The 19133-nt window shown below is 61.1% G+C and carries 17 protein-coding genes; 9 read left to right on the top strand and 8 right to left on the bottom strand.

What is annotated here, in order from left to right; genetic code table 11:
• A partial coding sequence (locus B071_RS0106240) for a helix-turn-helix domain-containing protein (RefSeq protein WP_157703054.1) occupies positions 1–322 on the top strand: 322 nt, incomplete at its 5' end.
• Here B071_RS0106240 and B071_RS0106235 read toward each other — a convergent pair.
• From B071_RS0106235 to B071_RS0106210, 6 genes are all read right to left on the bottom strand, one after another.
• Positions 290–889 carry an HAD family hydrolase gene (locus tag B071_RS0106235; protein ID WP_018526246.1) on the bottom strand — a complete coding sequence of 200 codons (600 nt, stop codon included), beginning with the start codon at positions 887–889 and terminating at the stop codon, positions 290–292. The two genes, B071_RS0106240 and B071_RS0106235, sit on opposite strands and share 33 nt — an antisense overlap.
• A gap of 25 nt (positions 890–914) precedes the next feature.
• Positions 915–1796, bottom strand: a complete 882-nt coding sequence (locus B071_RS0106230; RefSeq protein ID WP_018526245.1) for a carbohydrate ABC transporter permease — start codon at positions 1794–1796, stop codon at positions 915–917.
• Positions 1796–2713, bottom strand: a complete 918-nt coding sequence (locus B071_RS0106225; protein WP_018526244.1) for a carbohydrate ABC transporter permease — start codon at positions 2711–2713, stop codon at positions 1796–1798. Before B071_RS0106225 ends, B071_RS0106230 begins: the two co-directional genes overlap by 1 nt.
• A gap of 123 nt (positions 2714–2836) precedes the next feature.
• On the bottom strand, positions 2837–4129 hold the full coding sequence (locus B071_RS0106220) for an ABC transporter substrate-binding protein (RefSeq protein ID WP_018526243.1): 1293 nt from the start codon (positions 4127–4129) through the stop codon (positions 2837–2839).
• 131 nt (positions 4130–4260) lie between these two features.
• Positions 4261–5448 (bottom strand): N-acetylglucosamine-6-phosphate deacetylase, encoded by a 1188-nt coding sequence (nagA, locus tag B071_RS0106215; RefSeq protein ID WP_018526242.1) that lies wholly within the window; start codon positions 5446–5448, stop codon positions 4261–4263.
• Positions 5445–6107 (bottom strand): HAD family hydrolase, encoded by a 663-nt coding sequence (locus B071_RS0106210; RefSeq protein WP_018526241.1) that lies wholly within the window; start codon positions 6105–6107, stop codon positions 5445–5447. Before B071_RS0106210 ends, nagA begins: the two co-directional genes overlap by 4 nt.
• 176 nt (positions 6108–6283) lie before the next feature.
• Here B071_RS0106210 and B071_RS0106205 point away from each other — a divergent pair, with 176 nt between their 5' ends.
• The 8 genes from B071_RS0106205 (at position 6284) to B071_RS0106170 (ending at position 15892) form a co-directional block, all read left to right on the top strand.
• Positions 6284–6976 (top strand): TetR/AcrR family transcriptional regulator, encoded by a 693-nt coding sequence (locus B071_RS0106205; protein ID WP_018526240.1) that lies wholly within the window; start codon positions 6284–6286, stop codon positions 6974–6976.
• Positions 6973–7707 (top strand): ABC transporter ATP-binding protein, encoded by a 735-nt coding sequence (locus B071_RS0106200; RefSeq protein ID WP_018526239.1) that lies wholly within the window; start codon positions 6973–6975, stop codon positions 7705–7707. Before B071_RS0106205 ends, B071_RS0106200 begins: the two co-directional genes overlap by 4 nt.
• Positions 7704–8987, top strand: coding sequence for an ABC transporter permease (locus tag B071_RS0106195; RefSeq protein WP_018526238.1), 1284 nt, complete (start codon positions 7704–7706; stop codon positions 8985–8987). The genes B071_RS0106200 and B071_RS0106195 overlap by 4 nt, the downstream gene beginning before the upstream one ends.
• A gap of 77 nt (positions 8988–9064) precedes the next feature.
• Entirely contained in the window at positions 9065–10297 is a 1233-nt protein-coding gene (locus B071_RS0106190; protein WP_018526237.1) for an ABC transporter permease, read from the top strand.
• A 23-nt stretch (positions 10298–10320) separates the two neighbouring features.
• The gene (locus B071_RS0106185; RefSeq protein WP_018526236.1) at positions 10321–11103 is read left to right on the top strand and encodes an outer membrane lipoprotein-sorting protein; all 783 of its coding nucleotides are present in this window, start codon (positions 10321–10323) and stop codon (positions 11101–11103) included.
• Positions 11100–12308 (top strand): hypothetical protein, encoded by a 1209-nt coding sequence (locus tag B071_RS0106180; protein WP_018526235.1) that lies wholly within the window; start codon positions 11100–11102, stop codon positions 12306–12308. The genes B071_RS0106185 and B071_RS0106180 overlap by 4 nt, the downstream gene beginning before the upstream one ends.
• A 98-nt stretch (positions 12309–12406) precedes the next feature.
• Positions 12407–14566, top strand: coding sequence for a bacteriohemerythrin (locus B071_RS0106175; protein ID WP_018526234.1), 2160 nt, complete (start codon positions 12407–12409; stop codon positions 14564–14566).
• A gap of 150 nt (positions 14567–14716) precedes the next feature.
• The gene (locus B071_RS0106170; protein WP_018526233.1) at positions 14717–15892 is read left to right on the top strand and encodes a dicarboxylate/amino acid:cation symporter; all 1176 of its coding nucleotides are present in this window, start codon (positions 14717–14719) and stop codon (positions 15890–15892) included.
• 69 nt (positions 15893–15961) lie between these two features.
• Here the strand turns inward: B071_RS0106170 and B071_RS18340 are convergent, their stop codons facing one another.
• Entirely contained in the window at positions 15962–17095 is a 1134-nt protein-coding gene (locus tag B071_RS18340) for a hypothetical protein (RefSeq protein WP_018526232.1), read from the bottom strand.
• A 1-nt stretch (position 17096) separates the two neighbouring features.
• The gene (locus B071_RS0106160; protein ID WP_026245033.1) at positions 17097–19124 is read right to left on the bottom strand and encodes a DUF1538 family protein; all 2028 of its coding nucleotides are present in this window, start codon (positions 19122–19124) and stop codon (positions 17097–17099) included.
• Positions 19125–19133 lie beyond the last annotated feature (9 nt).

The raw sequence follows: 19133 nt of genomic DNA, 5'->3' as shown, positions 1-19133 counted from the left end.
CCCGATGCACCCCCTGGTTCACGAGGCGCTCCTCTATATCCAGAAACACTATCACCGCGATATCGGCTTGGCCGAGGCGGCCCGCCACCTGGCGATCACCGAGAGCCACCTGGCGACCCTCTTCAGGCAGGAACGATCCCAAACCTTCATGCAGGCCCTCACGGCGCACCGGATCACCGTGGCCCAGACGCTCCTGCGGGACCCCCGCAACCAGATCACCCAGGTCGCCTGGCGGTGCGGGTACCGGGACCCCGCCTATTTTGCCAAGGTCTTCCGCAGGATCGTAGGATCAAGCCCCCGGGAGTACCGCCTCGGCGAGTAGATTCCGCTCGAGCAGAAAGGCCTCAAAGGGCGGGTAGTCCCGATACTCCCAGGCTGTGATCCCCAGCTTCCGGGCAGCCGCCACGTTCTCGGGCAGGTCGTCCACAAAGAGCGTATCCTGGGCCTGCCAGCCCCGATCCTCCAGAATCGTCAGGAAAAATCGGGGGTCCGGCTTCACCAGCCCCAGGTGATGACTGGCATAGACTTTTTCAAAGACTCGGTAGTCCCCCTGTTTCAGGTGGTGCTGATAGTGACTCTCCAGGGTGTTGGTGCCGCAGACCACGGAGAAACCCCGATCGCGCAGGGTGACGATCAGGGCCTCCATCCGCCGGTCCAGAAGGGGTGAGAAACAGTCGGCAATCAGATCCCGCTCCACGGCGGTCCCGAAGTGGTGATTGAAGGCCTGCCAGAACTCTTCGGCCTCCATGGTTCCCACCGAAAGATCGAGAAAATCATTTCCACCGAATTTCTTCAGCTCCTGGGGGGCGATCCCCGTGATCTCGCTGATCGCGGGGATGACATCGACCCCCAGGGACAAAACATTTCCCATATCGAAGATAAAGTTCATGGCTGCGCCCTCTTCCTGACCACGATCAGCCTTTCCGGGCGGAGAAAACCGCTGCGCCGCCGGTAAAATACCGGGAGAGGGTGATAAAGAGCACGAACATGGGGACGCTGGCGATGGTGGCCACGGCCATCATCGCTCCGTAGTCGGCGGTACGCTCGGCGGCGAACTGCACGATATATACGGGAATCGTCTTCATCTCGTGAGACTGGGCGATGAGAAGGGGCCACAGGAGGGTATCCCACTGGGAACGGAAGGCCAGGATCGCCAGGGTTGCGATGGCCGGACCGGTGTTGGGCAGGATGATTTTCCCGAAGATCGCAATCTCTCCCATCCCGTCTACCCGGGCTGCGTCGAGAAACTCCCCGGGAAAGGTGCTGTAGTACTGGCGCATCATGAAGACCCCGAAGGCGTTAAGCATGAAGGGCAGGATCAACCCGGCGTAGCTGTTCTGCATTCCCAGTTTGGTGGCCACCATATAGAGGGGGATCATGATCGTCTCGAAGGGAATCATCATGGTGGCCATGATCATCATGAAGATCACAATCCGTCCCTTGTACTGGAACTTGGCAAGACTGTAGCCCGTGAGCGCGCCCAGAATGACCGTGGTAACCGTCACCGATGAGGAGACGATCAGGGAGTTCATGATGTTGCGGACGAAGATAAAGGATTCGTCGTGGCCTGCCAGGGCACGGTAGTAGTTGCGGAAGGCCAGTTCGCTGGGAATCCAGGGATAGGGCATCCGCATGATCTCTCCCGAGGGCATGATCGAGGCGGTCACCATAAAGATCAGGGGCAACACGGTGATGACCAGGAGGCTTCCCATAATCAGAAGTCCCAGCGCGCCCGCTCCATAACGCCGGGGGAGTTCTTTCCACGGCAGGTGTGTCAGATGCTGCATCGTTTTCATTAGTAGGATACCTCGTCGGTCTTGGAGGTCTTGAACTGGATATAGGTGAAGACCATCATGATTATCAGGAGAATAATACTCATGGCGCTGGCCCGGCCGATTCGGTGATCCCTGATCCCGGTGTTATAGATATTCAGGGTGATCACGTTGATCGGTGCCAGAGGTGCCCCCGATTGGGTGAAGAGATACTGGGTGCTGAAGGTCTTGAGGCACTGGAGCATGGACATGATCGAGACCAGAACCACCGTGGGCTTCAGCAGGGGGAAGGTGATTCTCCAGTACTGCTGCCACCCGTTGGCGCCGTCGATGGTGGCTGCCTCGTAGATCGTCTTGGGGATCGAGGCCATGCCAGCCAGGACGACGATCACAAAGTACCCGATATATTTCCAGAAGTAGACTACCATGGTGGCTATCTGCACACGGACGGGGTGGGAAAACCAGCGATGGTCCACGCCGGGGGTATTCATAAGGGTATTGATAAACTGGTTGGCGATTCCCCGGGGGTCAAAGATGAGCAGCCAGATCGTGGCGGCCACCACCGAGGAGAGTACCGCCGGGGTATAGTAGGCGGTCTGCAGGAACCGGCTTCCCCGGGAGATCCTCGAAAGGAGGCCCGCCACGAGGAGACTCAGGGCCAGAAGCGAGAGAAAGGTCCCCGCCGTGAAAACCAGGGTTGCCCTGACGCTGTTCCAGAAGCTCCCCGACTGAAGCAGGAAGATATAGTTCTGGAGACCGATGAAATCGGGCTTGGCGAAGCTCAGGATCCGCCGGTTAAAGAGGCTGGTCCACAGGGCGTTCAGGATCGGATAAAAGTTGAAGATCGAGAAAAAAAGCACCGCCGGAAGGACAAACAACCTTCCCCAGAGGTCCTGACTCTGCTGCAGCGTTCGTGCCTTCTTCGGATATTTTCTGTTCATGGGGTGCCACTCCTTGGTCATCTCTCTTGGCTATCGCGTGAAAACGTGATCGCGGCGAACGCGAGAAGCCGGTCCCCGGGAGGGCTGTCTCCCGGAAACCGGCGGGTACGGAATGAGAGGGCCTCAGCCCTCGTCGATGACTTCCTGGGCCTGGGCTTTCAGCGTGGCGTAGGCCCGCTCGGGGGAAACCCCGCCCAGCATGACCGACTCCACGGCCGTCTTGAAGAGCTCCTGGAGCTTGGAGCTGTTGCCGGCGTGATACACCACCCGGGCGCGCTCCATGTCGGCTGCAAAAACATCGGCGTAGGGCATGCTCAGGTAGAGATCGCTCTCCATGAGCTCCCGCGAGGGCTGGATGATCCCGATCTGGAGATACTCCTCGGCGTGCTGCTGCATAAACTCGATGAACTTCCAGGAGTAGTACTGCTGGCGTTCCGTGGCCTGGGCGTTCACCATCAGGTACTGACCGTAGTAGCAGGCTGCTATGTCATTCACGGCGTTCTCGAAGACGGGAAAGGGTACAACCCGCCATTCACCGCTCTCGTAGAACTCGGGGTTGTCTGCCATGATCCGCGCCTGCTGATACATGCCGGTGTGGGTCATGGCGATATCGTCGTTGTCGTGGTTGAAGAGCGACCGGGCGTTCCGATAGGTGGGGGAACCGAGGTTCTGTCCACCGGGGCCCCACTGTTCCATAAACCGGAGGAACTCGAGCCAGGCTTCCTCTCCCACGATGGCGGTCTTTCCGTCGTCGCTCACCAGCTGTCCTCCCAGCTGCTCCACCATGGGCAGGAGGGCGATCAGGTAATCGGAATAGCGGAAGTCAAATCCCCGGCGGGTGATGATATTTCCCTCACGCCGAACGATCTGCTCGCTGACCCGCACCATGTCTTCCCAGGTCTTGGGGTAATCCCGGTCGGGATCGAGACCGGCGTCGCGGAAGATCCGGTCGTTGATGAAGATACTCCAGTTAAGAACCTCCAGGGGAAGACCGTAGAGCTTTCCCTCGATATGAACCGGATCCAGCGATCCCTCGACATAGCGACCCAGGAGCGCCTCCAGAGAGGAGGCTCCCACAGCCTCGAGGTTCACCGGAGCGACCCGATGGTTGGCCACGTAGGCAAAGCTGTTTTCAAGCTGGGTGTTGAAAATGTTGGGTCCCTGATTTGCCGCAAAGGCCGTCAGGAGAAGCTCGGCGATCCGTGTCGAGGGGTGGGTAACGCGCCGGATGGTAACACCGGGGTTGGCAGCCTCGAACTCCCTGATGAGCCGTTCCTCCAGGGGAGTCCGGTTGGGGTCCTCGTGCGTCCAATAGGTGAGGGAGACAGGTCCATCGGCGTCTTCCTTCTGACCTCCCGCAAAGAGGGCAGAAGCGACCAGAGCGGTCATCAGCGCCAGGGCAACAATTCGTTTCATCAAATCCTCCTTGAAATGGTAGCGTGCCCGTTGGGGCACACCACCATTATCCGTCGATCAGGAAGATCCACCAATCGGACAATTTGCCGAAAACCAGGACTATTTTGCGAACCACCCCGGACAGCTTCAGCTCAGGAAACCTCGAGCAGGGGAATCCGGGAATAGCGGCACCGCCCCTTCACCAGGGTTGCCTTCACGGAAAGATCGGCGTCGAGCACCACCAGATCGGCGTCGCTCCCCGGCAGGAGTGTTCCCTTGCGCTTCCCCAGCCCCATGATCTCAGCGGGATTGGTGGAGGCCATATGGAGAGCCTCCGCCAGGGGGATTCCGTAGGAGACAAGATTTCTCACCCCCCGGTCCATGGTGAGGGCCGATCCTGCGATCACCCCGTCGGAGGAGCGTTTGAAGACTCCCTCGGGAGAGAGCTCCACCTCCTCCCCGTTGGCAATACCCCTGGTCTGCCCCGTGGGGGTGAGGGCGTCGGTGACAAGAACGATGCGGCTCGAGGGTTTTTCCTGAACCAGGAGCTTGATGATCGCCGGGTGGAGGTGATAGCCGTCGGCGATAATCTCGCAGGAGATATCGGGGTGAATCAGGATCGCCCCCACCACCCCGGGGTCGCGGTGGTGAAGGGGCCTCATGGCGTTGAAGAAGTGCGTGGCGTGAATAATACCCGACTCCATCCCCTCCACCATGTTGTCGTAGGTGGCGTTGGAATGGCCCGCCTGCAGGACGATCCCCTGGCGCGCACAGAAGAGCGCCAGGTTGCGCATATTCTTCAGTTCCGGTGCCACCGTCATATTCACGATGTGTCCCCGGGCGGCCTCGATAAACCGCTCCATCAGGGGGATATCCACAGCTCGCATATACTCGGGTCGCTGGACCCCGGCTTTTTCGGGCGATATGAAGGGCCCCTCCAGGTGCAACCCCAGGATCTCGGCGCCCTCTTCCTTCCCCAGAGCGTCCACCACCGCGTGGATTCCTCCGAAAAACCGGGATTCCTCCTGGGGGTACAGGGTGGGACAGAAACTGGTTACCCCCGTACGCACCAGGGCACGGGACATACCCAGAATCGCCTGGGGATCGCAGTCCTCCACACCGAACCCGCCGAAGCCGTGAATGTGGGTGTCCACAAAGCCCGGAGCCACGAGAGCCCCCTCCAGATCGATACAGCGCGTCTCCCGGGACAGCTCTTTTTGTTCGAGTCGCCGCCGGGAACAGACCTCGGTGATCTTCCCCTCCTCCACCACCACGGCGCTCTCCTCAAGCTCGGTCACCCCCGTGAAGACCCGGGCGTTTGAGAGAATCAACTGACTCATCGCCCATCCTCCACCAGAGCGGGCCAGCTTTCCCGCAGATCCCGGAAGAGGTCATCGGGGCTCACCACCTGGTGCGCCGCGTACCCCGCCCGCCGAGCACCTTCGACGTTGGTCTCCAGATCATCGAGAAAGAGAATCTCCTGCGGTTCCAGGGCCATCTCCTGTGCCGCATGGCGGAAGATCTCCCGATCGGGCTTGTTTACCCCCAGGGCACCCGAGATCACCACCCGCTCGAAGAGCTCCCGCCAGGGCGCGGGGTCGATCACCATCTCCCGGGTCGCCCCGGCCATATTGGAGATCACCAGAAGCCGGACGTCCCGCCGGTGGAGCTCAAGAATCCAGCGGAGTATGGCGGGATTTATCCGGGACCACCCCGCCGCATCGAGGTGTAAAAGCCCCCGGATCAGGAGGGCGTAGCGGGAATCGTCACCCCTCCAGGGGCTCCCCGATCCCTCGAGAACGGCCCCCCAGTACTCCCGGGGCTGAAGCGCTCCCGAATCGTAGCCTCCCCGGTGCTCCCAGTAGGCCCGTCGAAAAGCCTCCCGGGGAACCGCCGCCAACCGGGCCATCTCTTCCAGGGCCTGGACGCTCAGAAAATCGGCGATCACCCCGCCGTAGTCGAAGGCCACAGCGGTAATCGAGCTGGTTATGTTATTCATGGCCCTTGATTATCACTCCCTTCAGGGGGGAGTCAAGCTGACGCCCCCCTGAGCCCCCCAAAACTCACACCCCATCGGGGCGTCTTCGAAATCCGGGGATTGACGACCGACGGTCGGTCTGGTACGATACCATTACCGACCGACCGTCGGTCTAGAACGAACCACAGGGAGCACCCATGACAGCCCAGAATCGGAAAGAGCAGATTATCGCCTGCGCCCGGGACCTCTTCCTCTCCCGGGGGTACGAAAACACCACCATCAGTCAGATCATCGACGCCGCCGGAATCGCCAAGGGAACCTTCTACCACCACTTCACGGCGAAGACCGATCTCATCGAGGTCCTGGTCCTCTCCTTCATGGAGGAGATGATCCACGACTTTGACCAATGGCACGGGCGTACTGATATTTCCGCCACCGAACGACTGCAGGCCTACTTCGATATCAACAGCACCTGGAAGCAGAAACGGGTCGAGCTGGTGGTTCTCAGCGTCTCTGCGCTCTACCGGGAAGAGAACTCCCTGCTCCTGCGCAGAATCATCGAGACCTCCGTAGATACCCTGGCCCCCTACTTCGACGCAGCCGTTCTGGAGGGAGTCCGATCGGGGGAGTTCTTCCTTCCCGATCCTCGCGGGTTTGGCCGGTTTCTCCTGGTTCTCATGGCAGGAACCAGCCACAGTCAGGGAAAGATCATCCTGGAATCGATCCAGAACCCGGAAAAACTCACAGAATACGCCGACCAGGTCCGTCATCTGGAATACACCGTAAACCTTCTCCTGGGACTCCCCCCGGGGCGGATCGATCTGGGGGTCCAGCCGATCATCGAGAGCATTCAACGCTATCTCGCCAGTCAGAAGGAAGGACGATCATGACCCCCGCCATGATAGAGATCACCGATCTCCACAAGAGCTACCACAACGGAGCCACCCCGGTGCAGGCCCTGCGGGGAATCACCCTCTCGATCAGGCCCTCCGATTTTCTTGCCCTGGCAGGGCCTTCGGGATCGGGCAAAACCACCTTGCTCAACATCATCGGGTGCATCGATCAGGCTGACCGGGGGGAACTCACCCTGGCGGGAATCCCTATCCCTTCCCGAAACGCCCGTCCCGAGAGCCGCCGTCAGGCCCGGGAGATCACCCGACAACAGGTCGCGGTGCGACGGAAAAAGATCGGCTTCATCTTCCAGAACTTCAACCTGATTCCCGTTCTCACGGCCCAGGAAAACGTCGCCATCGCCCTGACCCTGCTGAACCTTTCCCCGGAGGAGGTCTTTCACCGATCCCGGGAGATCCTGGGCGAGGTGGGACTCGAGGGACTGGAAAACCGGCGACCGGGCGAGCTCTCGGGAGGGCAGCAGCAACGGGTAGCCGTTGCCCGGGCACTCGTTAAAAACCCCCTGATCGTCGTGGCCGACGAGCCCACGGCAAACCTGGACTCCGAGACGGGCGCATCGATCCTGAACCTCATGCGCGAGATCCACCAGCGCCGGGGTACCACCTTTGTCTTTTCTACCCACGATCCCCGGGTGATGGACCGGGCTTCCCGGCTCTGCCTCCTCCGCGATGGCACACTCCAGGAGGAACAGGAGAGGGTCCTCCTGTGACGGGCCTTCGTTGGGGCGAGATCTCCTTTCTGGCCCGTCTGGCCGGAAAAAACCTCACCCGCTATCGGCGCAGGACAGCGATCACCACCGGCGCCGTCGCCCTGGGGGTGGGGATCTTTATCGCCATGACCTCCCTTCTCCAGGGGATTCGCAGCGAATCGGAACGGAATTTGGCACGTTACGTTACGGGGAGCGCCGCCATCGCATCGCGGGGATACTGGGACGACCGGTCGCGACGATCCCTGGATCGGCTCGTCGGGAACACCTCCGCCCTGCTTGAAAAGCTGGAAAAAAATGCAATCGCCGCTGCCCCCCGGGTCTCCTTTCGGGGTGAACTGATCGTTCACTACGACCCCTACCCCGAGGAGGGCTCCCTCTTTCTGGATTTCTGCGGCATCGACCCCCGGAAAGACCCGGCCGTCTTCCACCTGGATCGAACGATCCGGGATGGCCGGTTTCTCCGCGCCGGGGAACCTGAAATTCTCCTGGGCTCCTGGTTGGCGGACCAGCTGGGGGCAAAACCGGGGTTCCCCGTAACGGTTATCACCCGGACCCGCCAGGGCTTTCACCAGCTGCTGGATCTGGAGGTGGCAGGAATCTTCGACACGCCCCACCCCGGGTTGAACAGATCGACGGTCTATCTGCCCCTGGACCAGGTTCAGGAAGACCTCGAGCTGGGGGAGGCCGTCACCATGATCCATATCGCCCTGGATGAAGCCCTTCCCGGCCGGGGAGACCCGACGCAGGCAGCCCAACTGGCGGGGGAACATTCCCCGGGGGAGCCCCTGGAGGTCCTCACCTTCCACGAGATGACCCGGGAGTTTTCCCGGGCCTTTGACATGCAGGACTCGATGCTGAACGCGATTTTGCTGCTGCTGGGGCTCATCGCCGCGGTGGGAATAACCAACACCATGGTCATGGCCGTGCTGGAACGGGAGGAGGAGATCGCCATGATGCAGGCCCTGGGAATGAACCATCGGGAGTTGCGTCTTCTCTTCGCCCTGGAGGGGTCGACGATCGGGGCGATCGGGGGGCTGGTGGGGCTCGTGATCGGCGCGGGCCTCTCCTGGTATCTCGTGACCTGGGGGATCGACTACACGCCCCTCCTGGAAGATCTCAAGAGCGACTACCCCTTCAGTGGCGTTCTCCAGGGGGTCTGGAGCGTCCCCGCGCTGGCGGGCACTCCCCTGGGGGCGATCTGCCTGGCCACGACGGTAGCACTCCTTCCCCTGGGGAGGATGTTTTCCCTTCCTATCACCGATCTCTTGCGGGGGACCTGATGAAGACGCACAGAAATCACAGAGACAGATCGACACCTCCCCTGCGCGTCCCGCCATTCCCCTTCTGGCCCCCAGCGATGGCGCGAAACATTATCACCCTGGCCACACGAAATATCCTGAGAAACCGGCGGCGCAGCGTCCTCTCGGTGACGGCCATCGCCCTGGCGGCCTGTACGATCACCCTCCTCTTTGCCCTGCTGGAGGGGATCCGGGCCGATGTCCGTCACAACTCCTGGAACTACGAAACCGGAGAGGTCCGCCTGCGCCACGCCCTCTTCGACCGCTACGAGCACCTGAACCCTCTGCACTACACCGTGGCCGAGGCAGATCTTCTGCTCCCCGCCCTGCGAAGCCTGGATCAGACCCACCGGGTGAGCCCCCGCGTGCACATCCAGGGAGCAACCTTCCGGGGTGAGGAGATGATCCCCTCCCGGGGAATCGGAATCGACCTGGACCGGGAGAGGGAAGACCTCGACCTGGAGCGACTCCTCCTGAGCGGCAGGCTCCCCCGCCCCGGAACCAGCGAGGCCCTGGTGGGAGCAGGACTTGCCGAAAAACTCGGGCTTTCGCCGGGAGAACCCTTTACGGTGCTCACCACAACCCGCCTGCGCAGCTCCAACGCCTTTACCCTGGATGTAACGGGCCTCGTGGCCTTTCCTCTGGGGCACATGAACCAGACTTCCTACCTCCTGCCCCTGGAGACAGCGAGTCGGTACCTTCGTATGGAGGGGGGGGTGAGCGAAATCCTGATAAGCGGCACCGGCAGCGATACTCCCGGTCTGGTTCGGGCGGTGGACGAGGTCCTTCAGGCGCAGGGACTCGACCAGCTTCGTCCCCTCCCGTGGACAGAGGTCAGCGGTGGCTACCGTTATCTTCAGGTGGCCGATATCATCTACCGCATCATCGCCCTGTGCTTCTTTCTCGTGGGAAGCAGCGTGATCGTCAACACCACCATGATGACCATCCACGAACGAACCCGCGAGATCGGAACCCTCTCGGCCCTGGGAATGTCCGAGGGAACCCTGGTTCGACTCTTCTTCACCGAGGCATCCCTGCTGGGAACCCTGGGATCTCTGGCAGGGGTTCTGGCGGGATCTCTCCTGGTCCTGCCCGCCCAGATCGGGGGAATCGATTTCGGTTCCCGCCTGGACATGGTGGAGATCGATATATCGTCGGTAATCCATCCGCTTCTGAACCTCCAGTCGACCCTGGGGGTCTTCTGCTACTCCCTGGCCGTTGCCCTGGCAGCATCCTATCTTCCTGCCCGGCGGGCGGCGGGGCTCCCCCCCGTAGAGGCCCTGCGAGCCTGAAATCACACCATAAGGAGAACGCTATGCACCGTGGCGAACATTCCACGCTCCCTTCCCTGCTCCTCCGAAGCCCGGAGGCCCTCCTCCTGGCCCTGACCATCTTCCTGCCCCTCCCCGTCAGCGGGGAGACACCCCAGGCCTCGTACATTATCTCCCGCATGGAGGAGAACCAGACACACCCCACGAGCTACCTCGAGGGATACATCATCATTACCGACCGCTTTGGCCAGCGTCGGAGCAGCTACATCGCCCATACCAGGGGAACCGATCGGTTTCTCCTGGAGTTCACCTCCCGAAACGAGGCGGGCCAGCGGGTTCTCCGTCGCGATGGCGATCTCTACCTCTACTATCCCGACGCCCGGGAGACGATCCGTCTCACCGGCGCGGCCCTCCGGGATTCCCTGGTGGGTTCCGATATCTCCTACGAAGATATGACCGGTGGCAGGGGCCTCTCCCAGGACTACGATTTCACCCTCCTGGGAGAAGAGGAGATCCATGGCCGGGGAACCTTCAAAATAGAACTTCTGGCTCGGCGCCCCACCGTGGCCTACCCCAGACAGATCTTCTGGGTCGACCGGGAATACTTTGTCCTTCGCCGGAGCGAACAATACGCGCGATCAGGACGAATCCTGAAGGTCACGGAGGTTCTGGAAACGCGCCGGGAGGGCCCCTATCACTTTCCCTCGCGCCTGAGAATCACCGACCAGACCAGACGTTCCCGGGGAACGGAACTGGCCCTCACCACCGTCCGGATCGGCATCGATCTGCCCGGGGATATCTTCTCCCTGGACCGGCTCACCTGGTGAGGCACCCCCTGGTGGCGTCGATCCCGAGGCTCCCCTGTTTTTCAGGCAGACTTCTGGTCCTTCTGATCCCGCTGATCGCCCTGATACCCGCTCCCCTGGCGGCAGAGGATCTGCGGGTCCAGGCCGAGGTCGAGAGCCTTCTCCATCTCCTGCGTCGGGACGAGGGGGGTATGGACAGCACCAGCGCTTTCCGGGCCACGGTCGATCTGCGAAGCCCCCCCGGCCAGGCCGTGGAGGGCCGAATCCAGCTCCGGTTTACCCTTCACGATGAACATCGGGAAGAGCAGAACGGAGAAGCTTCCACCGATCAGGTCCTGACGGAACTGCTTCGAGGCTACACCCGGTTTCGCCTCCCCCTGGGGGAGAAAACCTCCCTGCGCATCACCTCGGGAAAGGACCGCCTCACCTGGGGGGCAGGCGCGCTTCTGAACGCTGGCGATCTGATCTTTGGAGCCGATGGAACCGCTCTGGTCGATCTGACGACCCTGGGAGCGCTGCGCGACGAGACGGCCTGGCTCACAGCGGTCTTTCTTCCTCTGGGAGATCTGGCCTATCTGGAAGCAGCGGTCCTCCCGCCCCTGGAGCATTCCCCGGGCGAGCACCTCCCATCCCGGCAGGGACCGGAGCAGACCAGGGCGGGCTTCCGCCTGTACCGCGCGGGAGAACGACTCTCCCTGGAAACATCCCTCCTCTACCAGGGAGAACGGGAGGAAACCACCGCTGCCGTGACGATCCAGGGCGGTGCGGGATCGCTCGACCTGTACGCAGCGGGACAGGTAACCCTGGAAGATCGACCGGACGAAACGCTCCGTCACGGTCTGGAGGAGCGCTCCCTCATGACCCTCGGCTCCCTCTGGCACCTCTCCCCGGGGTTCAATCGCTCCCTGACCCTGCGCGTGGAGGCGCTCCTTTTTCCGGGAGGGGCCTGGACCAGGGCAGAGGACCCGCAAACCGCCTCCTACGGGATCTTTCTCTATCCAGAGCTGCGTTTCTCGCCGAACCGGTCCCTCGAGCTGGTGAGCCGCAGTATGATCTCCCCCGTTGATTCCTCGGCCCACCTCTCGGGGGGGGTATCCTGGACGATCCAGAGCGGTCTTCACCTCCAGGCCTTCGCGGGTGTCCAGGCGGGATCATCGTCATCGCGGTACAACCAGGACCAGGAGGGATCCCTCTGGTTCTCTGCAGGATGTTTATACCGGTTCTGATTCTCTTCCCCATTCTGCTGTTGCGCCCCGGCTGGTCCAATCTGTTATACTTATCCCTGAACCGCTAGCCGGTACATATTACGTGAAGGGGGACCCCTGTGAAGAAACCACGCCTGAAGAATCTGCTCGCCACGGCCCTCCCCGCTGGAGCGGGGATGCTCGCGGTTCTCTCCCTCATATTCCGGGAGATCCTCCAGCCCCAGGCACCTGCGGGCCCTCTGTTCTGGGGAACCCAGGCTCTTCTGGTGGGGTCCATCATCGTCCTGGCCATCACCGGTGCTCGTCGGGGGACATCGCAATCCCTGCGCGCAGCCCTGGAGCGCTTCGCCTCGGGCCATATCTTCGACGATCTCACCCACGACGAACCCAATCCCGCCCCGGATGGAAGGGGTGATCCCCTGGAAGCACTTCTCGGCCGGGGCTTCTCGGCGTTGCGAGAACTCATCAGGGAGGTTCACGAGAGCGCCCAGGGAAGCGAAAAAGTTGGTCGCCGTCTGGCCCGGGAAGTGGCGGAAACGCTTTTTCTGATCGGCCAGATCGCCGGAGAATCGGCCGAGACGGCCCGCCTCGCCAGGAATCTCTCAACCCAGGTCGATCGGGGCGCCTCCACGGTGGAAGAAATCCAGCAGGAACTGGCCGCGCTGGTCACGCGAATCGCCTCCCAACGCGGGCTCGTCGAACAAAGCGCCACCGCTGTCGCCCAGATGTCGGCATCGATCGAGAGCGTAGCCTCCGTGACAGAATCAAAGCGCTCCTCCGCCGAGGGTCTGCTCGATCTGGCCTCCCAGGGACGATCCCAGGTCAGCACCACCGAAGGAGTTATCGGAAAAGTGGGATCCTCGGTTCAGAGTGTCAACACCATGGTGAACGTGATCAACGAGATCGCGGCCCGCACGAACCTCCTGGCGATGAACGCCGCCATCGAGGCAGCCCACGCAGGCTCCTTCGGCCGAGGCTTCGCCGTGGTCGCCGCCGAGATCAGAAACCTGGCAGAGTCCACCGCCCACAACGCGAAGCAGATTTCCCAAACCCTGAAGGAACTCGTCGACAATATCGATCAGGCCCAGGTCGCCAGTCAGCATACCGCCCGGTCCTTCGGCGATATCGAAGAGGGTGTCCACAGCGTGGTCGAAGCCTTTCAGGAGATCGCTGCAGCCACGCGAGAGCTCTCCCAGGGAACGGGCGAGGTGGTGTCGGCGACGACCTCTCTCAGGGAGATTACCACCGGAATCAGCTCCAGCGCCGACGACATGAAAAATGGAACGGCCACGGTGACGGAACTTCTCGCGTCGACCCGCCAGGCCGCCCGGGAAACCACCGAGGCCATGGACTCCATCGGGACCTCCCTCACCGCCCTGAGCGGGGGTACCACAGAGCTGACCCGCTTGGGAGCAGAGAACAACTCCCAGGTTATTCATCTCTTCCGAACCCTTCGAAATACCCAGGAGCAGGACAGCACCCGGGAAGATGACCGGTTTCAGACGGGCCTCTCGATTCAGCGCCTGGAGACGGCAAACCTGATGCTGGACCACGTGCGATGGCTCACGGAGATCCGCTCTGTCCTGGATGCGAGGGACCCGGTCTCACCGGCTCTCGAGATTCCCGATACCGCCCTGACCCAGTGGCTCCAGGTTGAGGGAAAAACCCGGACGGGAGATCCCCAAACCTACCGCCGCCTGACCGAAACCCACCGGAAAACCCGGGATCTCTCCCGGGAGCTTCCCGCGCTCTACCGGGAAAACCCGGCGGCCGCAGAGGAGCAGTTTCAGGAACTTCTCGCCGAGAGCCGCACCATCCTGGAGATACTCACCACCCTTCAGGAGGGAAGCACCCCCACCTGGACCCCCGGTCTCTCGGTGAAGGTCGATATCTTCGATGAACACCACAAACGCTGGCTCGCCATCATCGATCAGCTCTACCGGGTCCTTCGCGACGGCTCTTCCGATGAGGTCCTGGAGAAAACCTTCGACGATGTGATCGCCTACACCGATTACCACCTGGGGGCCGAAGAGGCCGCCTTTGAACATTTCGGGTATCCCCAGTGCCAGAATCACAAGGAGATGCACCAGAAGCTGGCAAAAAAAATCCACGCCCTTCACCGGGAGATGCAAGAAGGAAACAAGAAAATGGTTGCTCTTGAAGTAATGGATTTTTTGGAAGATTGGGTGGTCAAACACATCGTGAAATGCGATAAGCTCTACGCGCCGTTCTTTCAGAACCTGGAGGTTGCCCAGTTTCTGAGGGACCGGAAATTCTGAACGCCCGGAGAGACGATCGCGGAAATCCGCCCCGCCCGGAAGACAGCTCCCCTCTTCCTGCGGGAAAAAAGCCCGCGGGTTGTCTCCCCGGGAAAATCCCTCTATGATTCGCTCTTTGAAGACCTGAATTCAATATAAAAGGAGCGAATCATGAAGAAGTTTGGTTTGATCCCCTGGCTCGTCCTGGGAATCGTCTCTGGTATTCTGGTAGGACTCTACTTTCCTGGGTGGGTGGGAAATATTCTTTTCACCTTCACCCAGATTTTCGGGCAGTTTCTTTCCTACATCGTTCCCCTGATCATCCTGGGCTTTATCATCCCGGGCATCGCCGATCTGGGGGCAAAGGCAGGGAAACTCCTGGGTGCAACCGCGGGAATCGCCTATATCTCAACCCTGGTGTCAGGGATTCTTGCCTTTTTTATCTCGCGCTTGATCCTTCCGGCGATCGTCTCCCAGGGAGCGCTCGTCGAGGAAGAAGCCCTGGGGCTCACCCCCTATATTTCTCTGGATATTCCTCCCATGATGGGGGTCATGACGGCCCTGGTCACGGCCTTTATCTTCGGTCTGGGAATCAACTTTCTTCGCCACGAAAAGGCCCAAACCATCCTTTTCCAGGCGATTCAGGAGTTTCGTCAGGTCATCGTCCTGATCATATCGAAGGTCATCATTCCCCTTCTCCCTCTCTATATCGCGGGAATTTTTGCCGATATGGCTGCCACGGGTGAGGCCTTCGCCACGCTGCGCGTTTTCTCCCAGGTCTTTGTCCTGATCATCGCCATGCATCTGGGGTATATCATGCTCCACTTCACCATCGCCGGGGTTCGAAAAGGAATAAATCCCCTTCGTGCCGTGCGCACCATGGGGGCAGCCTACGCCACCGCCCTGGGGACCATGTCCAGCGCCGCCACCATACCTGTAACGCTTCAGTGCACCAAAAACAACGGTGTCTCCCGGGAGATCGCCGATTTTACCGTTCCCCTCTGCGCGACGATCCACCTGGCCGGGAGCACCATCACGCTCGTTGCCTGTTCTGTGGCCGTGCTGATCATGAACGGTGGGAACCCCGCCTTTCTGGAGTTTCTTCCCTTTATCATTCTTCTGGGAATCACCATGGTGGCCGCCCCCGGTGTACCCGGCGGGGCTGTTATGGCCGCCCTGGGGTTGCTCACCACGATCCTGGGGTTTTCACCCGCCCAGCAGGGCCTTATGATCGCCCTCTACATGGCCCAGGACGGCTTTGGCACGGCCTGTAACGTTACCTGCGACGGCGCGATTTCCCTGGTGATCGACTCCTTCGCCGGCACGAAGGAGACCAAAAACAGCTAGGGGAGAAGCCCGTAAGCACCCTCCCCCCCCAGGGCCTTCGAGCCCTGGAGGGGACTCCTGCCCGGTCATTCAGGACTGATGGGAAAAGACCCGGGGAGAAGAGATGATCTGAAGACTCTCCAGGGCTCCTTCAGGCGCTCCCTCGAGGATTGCTGCCACCACCCCCTCGCATCTTCCCTGGGACATACGCAGAATTACCCGCTCACAGGCCTGACTCTCTCCCGAAGGGGAGGAAAACCGCAGGCGCCGAACCTTCCCCACCGTAGCCCCGCCGGCCCCGGCGCGCAAGGCCCGGGACACGATCCGGTCTCCGGCCCCCTCCCGACAGAGGGCGATAATCTCCTGCCCCGGCTCGCGGCGAAAGAGGGGCTGCGTCTGCCTGGCTCCGGCAGCGGACCGCCGTCGCCAGGAGGTATCCTGTCTCAGATCGTCGATAGCAGCGATAATCTGCTCGATACTCGCGGCGTGACGTTGCTTTCCCAGACGCAATCGCGTATCGAGCAGCGCCCGATCGACCGGTGTGGAGTAAATAAACCCCCGCCCCGGGGCGTTTAATCGCGCCTCATCGATGAGAATTCTCAGAATGCTCTCCTCATCGTGGGCGGGAATCAGAAGATGGACGATCTCCTTCCGGGGGGGAATGGTAATCCGCAAGAGTCCCAGCTTGTCGCGTACGCCCGTACCGATCCCGTGCGTAATAATGGGCACGCAGAGCCCCAGCTCCAGGGCGATCCCGGCAAGATGCTCTCCGCTTCCTGGAAGAGAGAGAATAACCGTAAGGAGCGAGAGATCCCGTGTCAGCCTTCGCTGCTCTTCGACCCGATCGACCTTCTGGGCCTTTTCATCACTTCCCCGATCTTCTTCGCTCCCACAGTACTCTTCCAGTGGCTGGGAGAAAACCGACCCGTGCCCGGGACGGTCAAACCCTGCAGCTCCTGCCAGGGCCTGAAGAATTTCCTCCTCCCGATGGGCAGGCAGGGTAAACTGATACAGCTCCAGGGGACCGTCTTCCAGGGTCTTCCGTTTTCCCGGGAAAAACCCCGGCCGGTCCCGCAGAAATTGCCGAACACTCCTCCCTCCGGTAAGAAAGACCGATGCGATATCCCTCCGGGCCAGACATTCCTCCAGATCCGAGACGTAGCGGGGATGGACTGCGGCTGTTATTCGCCTTCGCGCAGGGCAATGATAGAGTCTCTCAGCCATATTACTGGGCCTCCTGATCGGGCGCGATCGCCTGGCCCTGCCGAAACTGCGCAATCAGGCCAAAAAGCTGGACCGAAATAATGGGGAAGGCCGAGGCAAGGGCGAGAACACCAAACCCCTCCAGGGTCGCCAGCTCCCCGCCCAACCCCAGCCCCAGGGCAAGAACCAGGGGAACCGTAACGGGTCCGGTGGTGACACCACCACAATCCCAGGAGATGCTCGTCATCAGCTCGGAACTCACCGCCGTGAGAAGCAGCAGTACCAGATAGGCCGGCCCCAGGATCCAGAGCAGGGGAAAATCAAAAAGAATGCGGCATACCCCCGCGACAATGCCCACTCCCACCCCGATCGAAACGGCGAGAACAACCTCCTGTCCCCGTATGGTTCCCACGGTGAGCTCCTCCACGGTTCGTCCCAGAGCCCGGAGGGCCGGTTCCGCCAGGGTAGAGCCAAAGCCGAGACCGAAGGCAAAGAGCAATACCAGGGCAATCCCCAGGGCCGTAAGGTTGGGACCGAAGAGGGGTGGCAGCTGAAGCCGGTGCTCGTAGCGCTGTCGGTGCGGATCGAACTGTTCCGGCCGAAAGGGTATCGCCTGAGGCTGGTCTCCCCGATGGTAGAAGAAGAACTGTTCCCGTTCTCCATCGGCAGAAATGCTTTCAAAGACCAACTCCGGGTCAAAACGGTCGATCACGATCCGGTCGCTCCCCCGCTCGCTGCTCCGGTAGGCTCGGGGGATCTCCCGACCCACCATGTCTCCCAGGGGACCCAGGCCAAAATGGATCCCCGATGTGAGAAAGGTCATTCCCAGAAGGGCAAAAACAATTCCCAAAAGTACCTCGTCGATGTAGCGGGGCCGCTCCCGAAGCAGAAAGAGGAGGGCGATGAGAAGCGCTGAAATGGGAACCACGGCTCGCAGGGCCCCCTGAAGCTCCCGGGAAAACACTCCCCGACCGGACCGCTCACCCTCTCCGGAAAAATTTTCCAGTGGATACTCATCGAGAAGCCGTCGCTCAAAATCCGAAGCTCGATGGTTCACCCAATCCCGGAAGGATATTCCCTCCAGAAGGGATTCCCGCAGGGCGAAATCGCTTCCCAGCTCGTGGAGCGTCTCTTCGTAGGAGCGGCCATCGGAAAAAAAGGCCCGTCTGCCCGCCTCACTGCTCTGGGAAAAGGCGCTGCGCAGGAGCGTCCCTTCGTCGATCACAACTTCCAGCGCCCGCTCCCGATAGGCCGGGGAAAAGAAGTGTTCTTCCTCTACCGGGTCGGGAACAGAGGGAGCAAGGGCCATGGCCAGGAGGAGGACACTCGCCACGGGCAGGGCCGAAGCGAGCATGATAACCCCGAAACCTCCCCCTTCTCCCCGATTCCCCGAAGATCGGGAGACACCGATCCCCAGAGCCAGCACCAGGGGCACCGTGGTGACAGCACCGGAATCCCAGGCGAGGCCAATCACACTACGAACCTTGGGATCCCTTGAGGCGATCAACGAAAGTATCAGCAGCAGGGGAATCAGGGAAAATACCAGCGGTTTCAGGGAAAAGCCCAAAGAAAAGCGGAGCATACCCAGCGCAACGGCAACACCAACCCCGCCGGCGATCGAGAGAATCACGGTGTAGCTGTGCTGTTCCAGAAGTACATACAGAAGGGGGCTCCCCCAGGGGGTGACATCCCGGCCGGCCAGCCGAAGCGCAGCAAAGGCCGGCTCAGCCAGGGTAGATCCGAGCCCCACGAAGAGTCCGAAGAGCAGGATCACCGCCAGCCCCACCCGCTGGGGAAGCTTGACCCCCGCCAGCTCGCCCAGGGGCATCAATCCCAGGACCAGCCCCTCCAGAAAGAGGGCTAACCCAATCACCACCGCCGAACCCCCCAGCGTGAGCGCCAGGGCATCTTCAAGGGGAGCTCTCAGGATCAGAAGCTGGAAGATAATGAGGTAGGCGATAATGAAAGCTACCGCTCTGACCTGTTCCTGCACACGCAATCGGGCGTATCCCCCGATCATGCGCAGGCTGTTAGTCCAGGATATCTTCACCCTTCCCTG

This window comes from Alkalispirochaeta alkalica DSM 8900, assembly GCF_000373545.1.
GTDB classification, from domain to species: Bacteria; Spirochaetota; Spirochaetia; order DSM-27196; family Alkalispirochaetaceae; genus Alkalispirochaeta; species Alkalispirochaeta alkalica.
Note: the sequence above shows the minus strand (reverse complement) of the source record. Positions and strands in the feature narration are given on the sequence as shown.